The organism is Paracoccus marcusii, assembly GCF_006151785.1.
Taxonomy (GTDB): Bacteria; Pseudomonadota; Alphaproteobacteria; order Rhodobacterales; family Rhodobacteraceae; genus Paracoccus; species Paracoccus marcusii.
The window spans coordinates 1-10,233 of sequence record NZ_VDDD01000118.1 but is presented as its reverse complement, the minus strand read 5'-3'; the positions used below and the strand labels follow the sequence as shown (position 1 = coordinate 10,233).

The window sequence follows — 10,233 nt, the reverse complement described above, 5'->3', positions numbered from 1 at the left end:
GGATTTCTAAACTAAAAATCACCGAACGCCCGATGCCCTTTAAATTCCACCTAGTTTTCACACGGTCTGGATCGTTTCTGAGCATGGGGCATGGGAGGTCATTGCTCCATTGAGTAGGTACCTCCTAAGGCGATAAGTAGCTAAGGAAAGCTGCAATGCCATTTTATCTTACATTATAGAATTATTAGCTAACAGACTTACAAAACTGGAATATTTTCTTCTGCCCCCGGAAATATCCCCGAAATATGTGGATAACTTGGGGTTGCGGCCAAACGATAGCGATGACCAAGTCTTGTGTAATGTAACATAATTGCGGTTACTGGGTATTATGATACCTTAGTGGAAGCTAGGTTTCCGCGTTTCATCAGTCCCTCATGCGATGAAATTCACGTCGGAGGGGCTACTCCAACGGACAGCTCTCATCAGCGGCCCAGTCCCCAAAGCTGAGGTAATAGACCCGTACATCTTCCTGCCCCGCCGCGACTGCTGCCAACGCTGCCAAGGCTGCACGCCCACCGCCCTGGCAGTGGGTCACAACAGGAGCGCCGCTGCGCACCCCCGCGTCAGCCAACATCTGCGCAAGCTCGGACGCCGGACGCAGATGACGTCCGTCAAGCAAATCCCGATGATCGAGATGCGCCGCGCCGGGTAGATGCCCGCCGCGCTTGTTTCCCTTCAGGTCTTCGCCTTCAAACTCCGCTGCCGTCCTGGCATCAAAAATCTGCACTGATGGCAAGGCAACTTTCAGCTCCTGCCGCCCGACGAGGCCGACCGCCCCCGCGCCGGGGCGCAGGTCGGGCGCGGAGGTTCCCGGCGTTGCCTGCGCGGGAAGCCTCCCCAGATCTGGAAGGCCACCATTTAGCACTGCAGCGGGCAGCCCAAAATACTGAAGGATGAACCAGACGCGAGCCGCCTCCGTCATGCCTCCGTCGTCTAAAACCACAGTCAGGGCATCCTGCGTCAGGCCTAGTTGCCTGATCTGGTCCTGCCAATATGCGACATCATCAAACCCCGTATCACTCTGCTTGGCGGTGGCGATCCAGTCGTGGATCGGGACGACCGCCATACCGGCGGGTCGCTCCTCTGCTGTGGGGACGTAAAGAAGACGCAAAGGCCCCAGATCAGCCAGTTGAGCCGCGGCAACGATGGGCGAATTGCTCATGGGGTCATGTCCTTTTTCAGAATGTCCGGTGTCAGACTAGGCGCCATCAGACAACTCCAGCCAGCCTCAGGAACAGTCCCGCGAAGGCACAGATCGCCAGCACAGTGACGGCGTCCAGCTTCAAGCGGAACACGGCCAGGATTGCGACGATGACCAGCGCCAGCGCGGCGACATCCAAGGTTCCCCAGACCGGCAAGTCCAGGTCCAGCCCCATCGCGTCCACCGGGTGCAGCCGGTCGAACAGCACATGCAGCCCGAACCACAGCGCCAGGTTCAGGATCACCCCCACCACCGCCGCCGTCACCGCCGTCAGCGCCGCCGTCAGGGCGTGGTTGTCGCGCAGGCGTTCGATGAAGGGCGCGCCCAGGAAGATCCACAGGAAGCAGGGCAGGAACGTGACCCAGGTGGTCAGCAGCCCGCCCAGTGTCGCGGCCAGCAGCGGCGGCATACCGCCCGCCTCGCGCAGCGCGCCCATGAAGCCCACGAACTGGGTCACCATGATCAGCGGCCCCGGCGTGGTTTCCGCCATGCCCAGCCCGTCCAGCATCTCTCCGGGCGCCAGCCAGCCATAGGTCTCGACCGCCTGCTGGGCGACATAGGCCAGGACGGCATAGGCGCCGCCGAAGGTCACCACCGCCATCACGCTGAAGAACCCGGCGATCTGCGAGAACACGTTTTCCGGGCCGAGGATCAGGAACAGCGCCGCCACCGGCACCAGCCACAGCCCCAGAAACACCGCCGATATGCACGCCGCCCACCCGGCGCTGACACGGGTATGGTCGGGCGTGCCCTCACCCAGCAGGGTGTCGGCATCGGCCACCTGGGTGCCGCCCATCTTGCTGTGCCCGCCCCCGCCTTGGAACGCTGCCAGACCCGCACGGGCGCCGACGAAGCCCACCAGCGCTGCCGTGAGGATGATGACTGGAAACGGCACGCCAAAGGCGAAGATCGCTAAGAACGAGGCCGCGGCGATGCCGATCATCGTGCGGTTCTTTAGCGCGCGCGACCCGATGCGGATCACCGCCTGCACCACGATGGCCAGCACCGCGGCCTTGAGGCCGAAGAACAGCCCCTCCAGCACGCCGGTATTGCCCCAGATCGCATAGATCCAGGACAGGCTCATGATCGCCACGACGCCGGGCAGCACGAACAGCAACCCCGCGATGATGCCGCCAAGCGTCCGGTGCATCAGCCAGCCGATATAGACGGCCAGCTGCATGGCCTCGGGGCCGGGCAGCAGCATGCAATAGTTCAGGGCGTGCAGGAACCGCCGTTCGCCCAGCCATTTCTGTTCCTCGACCAAGATGCGGTGCATCAGCGCGATCTGGCCCGCAGGGCCGCCGAAACTCAGCAGACCGATCCGCGCCCAAACACGGGTGGCCTCGGCTAAGGTCGGATAGGGGCGGGTCTGCATCATTCTGCCCTCGGCTTGTTGGTGAGCCAGTTATGGGTCTCGCCGGTCGCATCACGCGCCCACCGATAGAGCGCGTCATAGACCAGCATCCCCGCCTCCAACTGTTCCAGATCGTCGACATACATGCGCGACAGGCCAAGGGAGACGGCCAGCAGCCCCGCTGCTTCGGGTGCCAGGTCCAGCCGTGCCGTATCGGCAGCCCGAACGATCACGGCCAAACGGTCCAGCGCCGGAACGGACAGGCCCAGCTCAGCCAGCATCACGTCGAAACTGCACAGATCGCCCCTATGGCTGAAGAAGACGTCCTCGATGTCGAAGGGCGCGGCCTCATGGCGCTCGGCGACACCCGAGACTTCAGCCGGGGCCACAAACAGGATCACTGCGCGGGGATCGACAAAGCGGCGGATCAGCCAGGGGCAGGCAATGCGGTCGATTTTCGGTCGTGCGCGGGTGACCCAGACCGTGCGGCCCTGCCCGTCGCGCGGCGGCAAATGATCTGTCTGGATCAGCAGCAGACCCGCCTCTCGCCACGCGACAAAACCACCCTCCAGGTATTCGGCCGGGCGGCCTTCGGCGCGCAGCCACGCCGCAGCGCCCTGACTGCGGCGATGACCTGCCTGGCAGAGCACCAGCACGGGACCCGGCGGCAGCGGTGGGAGATCAGCCAAGGCACGGTCATCCGCTCGGATGGACCCCGGCACCAGTCGGGGATCGGTGGCAAAATCGCTATCGGACCGGACATCCAGAATGACCGGGGCGCGGGGCGTACCGATGATCCGGGCAAGCTTGTCGACGGAAATTGCATTGGGCGCAGGCATGGGCGTTCCTCCCGTGAAGGTTTCAGTGGAACGCGAACTTCAGCTGACGCCTCGTGGGGCGGTCGCAGGCCCCATGCGCAAGGAAATAGAATGTGATCGCGAGGAAGGTCAAGATAGCAGATCGATGTTGTACCATGCGGTGCGGTGCAGCCTTTGGGCGGTGGCACGTCCCTGCCGGTTTTCACAATGGTTACATATGAATAGTGCCGCAGGAAGAATGAGGCAGCCATTCGCGTCGATCACGAATGGCTGCCCGAGGCTCAGTAGGTTTCGACGACGGCGCTGTAATCGCCGCGCACATTGATGGTCATGGTGATCGGTGTGCTGTCGCGGTTTCGCCAGAACCAGCCGTGATCACCGGCGAAGGGCGCCTCGATGCTGCCCTCGCCGTCGGTCGCGCCAGCGCCGCGCTCATAGTCGATGGACTCGCCACCGTTATGGGCATGGAGATCAAAGTTGACCCGGCCGCCTTCAGCGGTCCATGCGTATTCAGCCACGTCTCCAGCCGTCATTGTCAGCTTGATCTCGGCCGTGTCGCCCGGCTCCAGCGTGAAGGTCACGGTGTCCGTCCAGGTGTCCTGCGCCTCTTGCGCATGGGCCGTGCCGACGAACAGACCCATGACACTGTCCAGAACGCTCGACGTCTGGTCCTGAGAGGGCTGCTGGGTGGCACGCTGCTCGTCCAGCAGACGATCCGCTTCGGCTTCGGCAGCAAGCTGGACCTTGATTTCGCCCATCTCGGTCAGGCCGATGACCCGGCCGATCCCGGTGGGGTCGATAGCGTATTCAGCAGGAAGATAGACGGTGACCGCGATCACCGCCGCACCGATGCTGGCCAGGATCGTGGAGCGGCGCAGTTGCGCCTTGATGGGCAGCTCGTCGATGTTGGGTTTAGGTGCATTGTGCATGGGAATATCCAATCTATGCAGAGGTGGAAGCGATGTAGCCGGCGACCTGATTGAAGGTCAGCCAGATGCCCAGGACCATCATCACCACGTTGGCGATGGTGGCCTGGCGCAGGAAGTTGGGGCTGCGACGCCAGTAGCCCATGACGATCAGGATCACGGCCAAGGCCAGCAGTTGGCCGACCTCGACGCCAACGTTGAAGGCCAGCAGGTTGGCCAGAAGCCCATCCTGCGGGATGTCATAGTCGAGGATCTTCGTGGCCAGGCCCGTGCCGTGGAACAGGCCGAAGATCAGCGTGGCGACCTTGGTATTAGGCTGGAACCCGAACCATTTCTGGTAGGCGCCAAGGTTGTCCAGCGCCTTGTAGACCACGGACAGGCCGATGATCGCGTCGATGATGTAGGCGTTGATGCCCCAGCCATACCAGACTCCAAGAAGCATGGTGACCGAATGGCCGATGGCGAACAGGCTGACATAGATGCCGACATCCTTCATCCGGTAGAGGAAGAACACCACGCCCAGCAGGAACAGGATGTGGTCGTAGCCGGTCACCATGTGCTTGGCGCCAAGGTAGATGAAGGGGATGATCTGCACCCCCCAGATTTCCTGGATATAACCTGCGTCACCGGCGGTGACGTTATGGGCAAGAGCTTGGGCGGCCGTCAGCAGGACTGCCGCCAGCAGGATCAGGGTCAGCGCGACCGGTTGGCGTGGTGCCAAGGCGCGCAGGACCCCCAAGGTCGAGGTCATGGAAAAGTCTCCGGTAAGGGTCTGTCTGTTCGGATACGCCGCGCGGTGGCGGCATCGATCAGGCCCGCGGAGGTCGCTCGATCAGATAGACCCGCTGCGGTCCGTCCCATGACGCCCGCAGCCGGAACGTATCGCGCCAAGCCACCCTTGGGTGCGCACCGGCGCCGGGGACAAGCATGGCCTGGCTGTGATCATGGTCGGCCACGTCATGGCTGTGACCGTGCAGCGCCCAGAAAAGATCCTCTTCGAACCCGTGCGAGTGGCCGTGATCAGCGATCATGTCGGTATGCTCGGCCACCACTTCGAAGATGTAAGGGACATGGCTGGCGCTTGGCGCAAGGGACCAGATGACAAGCGACAGACAGACGAGTGCTGAAAGCACGCTATGCATCAATGTCCGAACCTGTTTCACCGGCCTGCCCGTCATTTCGCGGCGCGCTGATCACACCGTCTTGTTCTATCCCCCAGGGGGGGATAGCCTGACTGTATGTCACACCCGCACGTTCACGCAACCCACCCCGCCCTCGTCGCCCGGCTGAAACGTGCCGAAGGTCATCTGCGCCATGTCATCGGCATGATCGAGGGACAGCAGCCCTGCCTCGACATCGCCCGCCAGCTGGCGGCGGTGGAAAGTGCTGTGACCTCTGCCAAGCGGGCGCTCATCCACGATCATATCGACCACTGCCTGGTCCACGACGCGGCGGAGACACTGGACGAGATGAAGGCGATCACCAAGCTGCTGTAAGGACACTCCATGCTGGCCATCCTGCGCGACCGCACCTATCGTCATCTGCTCGCGGCGCAGGTGATCGCGCTGCTGGGCACCGGGCTAATGACCGTGGCCCTGGGCCTTCTGGCCTACGATCTAGCCGGGGCGGATGCGGGGGCGGTGCTGGGCACCGCGCTGGCGATCAAGATGATTGCTTATGTCGGCGTCGCGCCGGTGGCGCAGGCATTCACGGATCGCCTGCCGCGCCGGTCGGTGCTTGTCGCGCTGGACCTGGTCCGGGGGGCCATTGCGCTGTGCCTGCCCTTCGTGACCGAGATCTGGCAGATCTACCTGCTGATCTTCCTGCTGCAGGCCGCGTCAGCCGCATTCACCCCGACATTCCAGGCGACCATTCCAAACATCCTGCCCAAGGAGGAGGATTATACCCGCGCCCTGTCGCTCTCGCGCCTTGCCTACGATTTGGAAAGCCTCGTCTCGCCCATGCTGGCGGCGGCGCTTCTGAGCGTCATCAGCTTTCACAGCCTGTTTGCAGGGACGGTCGTTGGGTTTTTCGCCTCGGCTGCGCTGGTCCTCAGCGTCCGTCTGCCCCCACCGCAGCCAGCGGCAAGGCACGGGGTCTGGGACCGGACCACGCGCGGCATCCGCCTCTATCTGGCGACCCCGCGTCTGCGCGGATTGCTGGCGATCAGTCTGGCCGTCGCTGCGGCCGGATCGATGGTGATCGTGAACACGGTCGTGCTGGTCAAGGCAGGGTTCGGTCTGTCGGAGCCAAAGGTGGCACTGGCGCTGGCCGCGTTCGGTGCGGGATCGATGATCGCCGCCCTGACCCTGCCGCGCCTACTGGACCAGCTGTCGGACAGGCCGGTGATGATCGCTGGTGCTGCCGTCCTTATCGTCGGAACGGCTGCCGGGATCGCCGTGGGCAGTTATGGCGCGCTGCTTGCCCTATGGCTGATCCTGGGCTTCGGTTATTCTGTCGCGCAGACGCCAGCGGGCCGTTTGCTGCGCCGCTCAGCTCATCCGGAAGATCGTCCTGCGATTTTTGCCGCTCAGTTCGCGCTGTCTCATGCCTGCTGGCTGATCTGCTATCCCCTGGCCGGATACCTGGGCGCCCGCGCGGGCATGACAGCCGCGTTTGCTTCCATGGCGATCATCGGGCTCATCGGGCTGGCCTTGGCATGGCGTCTATGGCCTGCGGGTGATCCGACGGATGTCGCGCATGATCATTCGGACCTGCCCACGGATCATCCGCATCTGCGTGAGCATGGAGGAATGGGGCGGCATCACCACCCCTTGGTGATCGACGATCTGCACAGGCGTTGGCCTGTGGGTCTGTGAAGTCGACGCAGTAAGAGCGCCATGAGTTAAGCATCGTAGCACGGTCACGTTGAAGCGCATGGCGAATGCCGGGGCTACCGGCCAGCAAGATCAGGGGGGTCGCCCATAGCTGCGGATCATATTGGCAAAGACCCGGGCCTCTGGAAGGCCCCGCTCTTTAGAGGTTTTCAGACTTCATGCAACACTGCAGGTGAATAACGCTTCAGCCGAAGGGCATTTCCAAGGACAAAGACGGACGACAGCGCCATGGCCCCGGCCGCAAAGACTGGTGACAGGAGGATACCAAAGCTCGGCCACAACACACCCGCCGCTACCGGAATCAGGGCAGCGTTGTAGGCGAAAGCCCAGAACAGGTTCTGCCGAATATTACGCATAGTGGCCTTGGACAGCGCGATCGCGTCCGACACCGCGGTCAGACGGCCGGTCATCAGCACCACATCGGCCGCCTCGATCGCGATATCGGTGCCCGTGCCGACGGCAATTCCGACATCGGCTTCGGCCAAGGCCGGCGCGTCGTTGATACCGTCGCCAACATAAGCGACGGAGCCTAGTGCCTGAAGACGCTTGACTGCCGCCACCTTTCCGTCGGGCAGCACCTCGGCCACGACCTCGTCGATACCCAGCTGGCGCGCGATGGCCTGCGCGGTGCGGGCGTTGTCGCCGGTGATCATGGCGACCTTCAGGCCCAAGGCATGCAGGGCGCGGATGGCCTGCGGCGTCGTCTCCTTGATCGGATCAGCCACAGCCAGGACCGCGGCCAGACGGCCATCAATGGCTGCGTAAAGCGGGGACTTTCCCTGATCGGCCAGCCGCGCCGCAATCTCGGCAAAGGGTGCTACGTCCAGACCCAGTTTGCTCATGAAGCGGTCAGCGCCGATCTCGACCTTTTCAGTTCCTGCCTTCGCCTGGACGCCAAAACCGGTCAGCGACGTGAACCCCGTCACATCGGGCAGTGTAAGGCCCTCTTCCGTAGCCGCCGTAACAATGGCGCGCGCAATCGGGTGTTCGGACTTCGCCTCCACGGCGGCAACAGCTGCCAGCACGGGAGAGCGGTCAAATCCAGGGGCGAGGTTTAGGTCGGTCAGCCGGGGGCGCCCTTCGGTCAACGTTCCGGTCTTGTCAAAGGCCACGACGCGAACGTCCTGAAGGGCCTGCAACGCCTCTCCCTTCCGGAACAGAATCCCCAGCTCTGCGCCCCGCCCGGTGCCGACCATGATCGAGGTCGGTGTCGCAAGGCCCATCGCGCAGGGGCAGGCGATGATCAGCACCGCCACGGCATTTACGAGTCCAAAGGTCAGTGCAGGTTCAGGGCCGAAGATCAGCCAGACGGCAAAGGTCAGCGTCGCCAGAACCATCACCGCTGGCACGAACCACATCGTCACCCGGTCCACTAGAGCCTGGATTGGCAGCTTGCCGCCCTGAGCGGCCTCGACCATGCGGATGATCTGGGCCAGCATGGTGGCGTCGCCGACAGCAGTGGCGCGAAAGGTGAAGGCCCCGGTCTGGTTGACGGTGCCGCCGGTGACAGCGTGGCCGATGGTCTTTTCCACCGGCAGGGGCTCGCCTGAAATCATGCTCTCATCGATCCAGCTGGTGCCATCGATCACGTCGCCATCGACCGGCACCCGCTCGCCTGGACGGACCTCGATGAGGTCCCCCGGCCGCACGTCGGCAATCGGCACTTCAATTGCCGTCTCCACACGGACCACGCGGGCCGTCTTGGCCTGCAGACCGACAAGCCGCTTGATCGCCTCGGAGGTCCGGCCCTTGGCGCGGGCCTCAAGATACCGACCCAGCAGGATCAGGGTGACGATGACCGCCGCCGCCTCGTAATAGACATTCACGGTGCCCGCGGGCAGCAGGGCGGGAGCGAAGGTGGCAACCAGCGAGTAGCCATAGGCGGCCGATGTGCCGACCGCGACCAGGCTGTTCATGTCCGGTGCCAGCCGGGCCAGCGCGGGAAATCCTTTGGTGTAGAACCGCCGCCCGGGGCCGAGCAGCACCGCCGTGGTCAGGGCGAACTGCAGATACCAGCTGTTCTGCATGCCGATGGTGTTCATCACCGCCATATGCACCCACGTGAACAGGTGCGAGCCCATCTCAAGCAGGAAGACGGGCAACGTCAGCGCAGCGGCTATCCACAGGTTGCGCTTCAAGGCCGCTTCCTCAGCAGCCTTCCGATCCGTAGCCGCATCAGAAACTGCCGAGGCCGAGACACCGATCCGCGCCTCATAGCCGACACCGTCAATTGCGCTGATCAGATCTGCGGGATCAGCTAAACCAGTGACAAGTGCTCGTTCGGTGGCTAGGTTGACCGTGGCCCCTGTCACGCCCGGCACGGATTTCAGGGCGCGTTCCACCCGGGAGACACAGGACGCACAGGTCATCCCCTCGATAGCCAGATCGATTGCGGGGGAGCGGACGTCGTAGCCGACAGTCTCGACCGCCTTGACCAGCGCCGCACGATCCAGATCCAAACCAGTGATCTCGGCCCGCTCTGTGGCGAGGTTGACCGACGCCGTCTCGACTCGCGGCACCGCTTTCAGCGCCCTTTCCACTCGTCCCACACATGACGCGCAGGTCATCCCCTCGATATTAAGGACGACTTTCGATTGCAGGTCAGGCTGCATATTCTTGACGCTGACGTTCATGACGGATCACTCTCTGAAGCTTGCTCCGTTGACCCAAATAGGCGTTCCCATCATGGGAGGGTCAAGCGTCAAAGCTAAAAAATAATAACACGCTCCTGTATTGACCTTACCAACGTTGGAATCCCTAATTCAAATCCCGTGAGATTAGTGCTCAAGGAGGTTCCCATGCAGTTCCACATTGAAACCATGACTTGCGGCGGTTGTGCGCGCGGCGTCACAAAAGCCATCCACTCCGTTGATCCGTCCGCAGATGTGAAAGCCGATCCCGCAACGCACACGGTCAGGGTCACCTCGACTGCTCCGCGCGAGCAGCTCGTCGCCGTACTGACGGATGCCGGCTTCGCACCGGCATAAGGGGCTAAATGCCGAAGGCCCTTTCGGAAGGAAGGGCCGTAAGCGTCCGGTCTAACCGCTACCCGTTCCAGTGCCATGGCAGCAGTTCATCGATCTTGGTGATCTTGTAG

General features: G+C 62.9%; 10 protein-coding genes. 3 read left to right on the top strand and 7 right to left on the bottom strand.

Features of this window, described 5'->3' with window-relative positions:
• Positions 1 to 400 precede the first annotated feature (400 nt).
• The 6 genes from FHD68_RS15135 to FHD68_RS15110 all read right to left on the bottom strand — a co-directional run bounded on the left by FHD68_RS15135 (position 401) and on the right by FHD68_RS15110 (position 5,441).
• A complete protein-coding gene (locus FHD68_RS15135; protein WP_045983749.1) occupies positions 401 to 1,162 on the bottom strand; it encodes a sulfurtransferase in 762 nt (253 codons plus the stop codon).
• A 46-nt stretch (positions 1,163 to 1,208) separates the two neighbouring features.
• Positions 1,209 to 2,579, bottom strand: a complete 1,371-nt coding sequence (chrA, locus tag FHD68_RS15130; protein ID WP_425277552.1) for a chromate efflux transporter — start codon at positions 2,577 to 2,579, stop codon at positions 1,209 to 1,211.
• Positions 2,576 to 3,394 carry a chromate resistance protein ChrB domain-containing protein gene (locus FHD68_RS15125; RefSeq protein WP_139086134.1) on the bottom strand — a complete coding sequence of 273 codons (819 nt, stop codon included), beginning with the start codon at positions 3,392 to 3,394 and terminating at the stop codon, positions 2,576 to 2,578. Before FHD68_RS15125 ends, chrA begins: the two co-directional genes overlap by 4 nt.
• A gap of 260 nt (positions 3,395 to 3,654) precedes the next feature.
• Positions 3,655 to 4,302 carry a hypothetical protein gene (locus FHD68_RS15120; RefSeq protein ID WP_045983732.1) on the bottom strand — a complete coding sequence of 216 codons (648 nt, stop codon included), beginning with the start codon at positions 4,300 to 4,302 and terminating at the stop codon, positions 3,655 to 3,657.
• A gap of 13 nt (positions 4,303 to 4,315) precedes the next feature.
• The gene (locus FHD68_RS15115; protein ID WP_045983729.1) at positions 4,316 to 5,050 is read right to left on the bottom strand and encodes a HupE/UreJ family protein; all 735 of its coding nucleotides are present in this window, start codon (positions 5,048 to 5,050) and stop codon (positions 4,316 to 4,318) included.
• A gap of 58 nt (positions 5,051 to 5,108) precedes the next feature.
• Positions 5,109 to 5,441, bottom strand: a complete 333-nt coding sequence (locus FHD68_RS15110) for a hypothetical protein (RefSeq protein WP_139086132.1) — start codon at positions 5,439 to 5,441, stop codon at positions 5,109 to 5,111.
• A gap of 96 nt (positions 5,442 to 5,537) precedes the next feature.
• On the opposite strand from FHD68_RS15110, the gene FHD68_RS15105 reads away from it, so the two are divergent.
• Both FHD68_RS15105 and FHD68_RS15100 read left to right on the top strand, forming a co-directional pair.
• Entirely contained in the window at positions 5,538 to 5,795 is a 258-nt protein-coding gene (locus tag FHD68_RS15105; RefSeq protein ID WP_045983727.1) for a metal-sensing transcriptional repressor, read from the top strand.
• A gap of 9 nt (positions 5,796 to 5,804) precedes the next feature.
• Complete coding sequence (locus tag FHD68_RS15100) at positions 5,805 to 7,118, top strand: MFS transporter (RefSeq protein ID WP_139086130.1); 1,314 nt, start codon at positions 5,805 to 5,807, stop codon at positions 7,116 to 7,118.
• Positions 7,119 to 7,285: 167 nt separating this feature from the next.
• Here FHD68_RS15100 and FHD68_RS15095 read toward each other — a convergent pair whose 3' ends face one another.
• A complete protein-coding gene (locus FHD68_RS15095; RefSeq protein ID WP_139086128.1) occupies positions 7,286 to 9,769 on the bottom strand; it encodes a heavy metal translocating P-type ATPase in 2,484 nt (827 codons plus the stop codon).
• 165 nt (positions 9,770 to 9,934) lie between these two features.
• Here FHD68_RS15095 and FHD68_RS15090 point away from each other — a divergent pair, with 165 nt between their 5' ends.
• Positions 9,935 to 10,123: a heavy-metal-associated domain-containing protein gene (locus FHD68_RS15090; RefSeq protein WP_045983724.1), complete on the top strand. Its 189-nt coding sequence runs from the start codon at positions 9,935 to 9,937 to the stop codon at positions 10,121 to 10,123.
• Positions 10,124 to 10,233: the final 110 nt, after the last annotated feature.

Bases quoted from the DNA above. Each gene is read 5' to 3' on its own strand.
- FHD68_RS15105 (WP_045983727.1), top strand. From the start codon at position 5,538: ATGTCACACCCGCACGTTCACGCAACCCACCCCGCCCTCGTCGCCCGG.
- FHD68_RS15125 (WP_139086134.1), bottom strand. From the start codon at position 3,394: ATGCCTGCGCCCAATGCAATTTCCGTCGACAAGCTTGCCCGGATCATC.
- FHD68_RS15090 (WP_045983724.1), top strand. From the start codon at position 9,935: ATGCAGTTCCACATTGAAACCATGACTTGCGGCGGTTGTGCGCGCGGC.
- FHD68_RS15095 (WP_139086128.1), bottom strand. From the start codon at position 9,769: ATGAACGTCAGCGTCAAGAATATGCAGCCTGACCTGCAATCGAAAGTC.
- FHD68_RS15120 (WP_045983732.1), bottom strand. From the start codon at position 4,302: ATGCACAATGCACCTAAACCCAACATCGACGAGCTGCCCATCAAGGCG.
- FHD68_RS15135 (WP_045983749.1), bottom strand. From the start codon at position 1,162: ATGAGCAATTCGCCCATCGTTGCCGCGGCTCAACTGGCTGATCTGGGG.
- chrA (WP_425277552.1), bottom strand. From the start codon at position 2,579: ATGATGCAGACCCGCCCCTATCCGACCTTAGCCGAGGCCACCCGTGTT.
- FHD68_RS15110 (WP_139086132.1), bottom strand. From the start codon at position 5,441: ATGCATAGCGTGCTTTCAGCACTCGTCTGTCTGTCGCTTGTCATCTGG.
- FHD68_RS15100 (WP_139086130.1), top strand. From the start codon at position 5,805: ATGCTGGCCATCCTGCGCGACCGCACCTATCGTCATCTGCTCGCGGCG.
- FHD68_RS15115 (WP_045983729.1), bottom strand. From the start codon at position 5,050: ATGACCTCGACCTTGGGGGTCCTGCGCGCCTTGGCACCACGCCAACCG.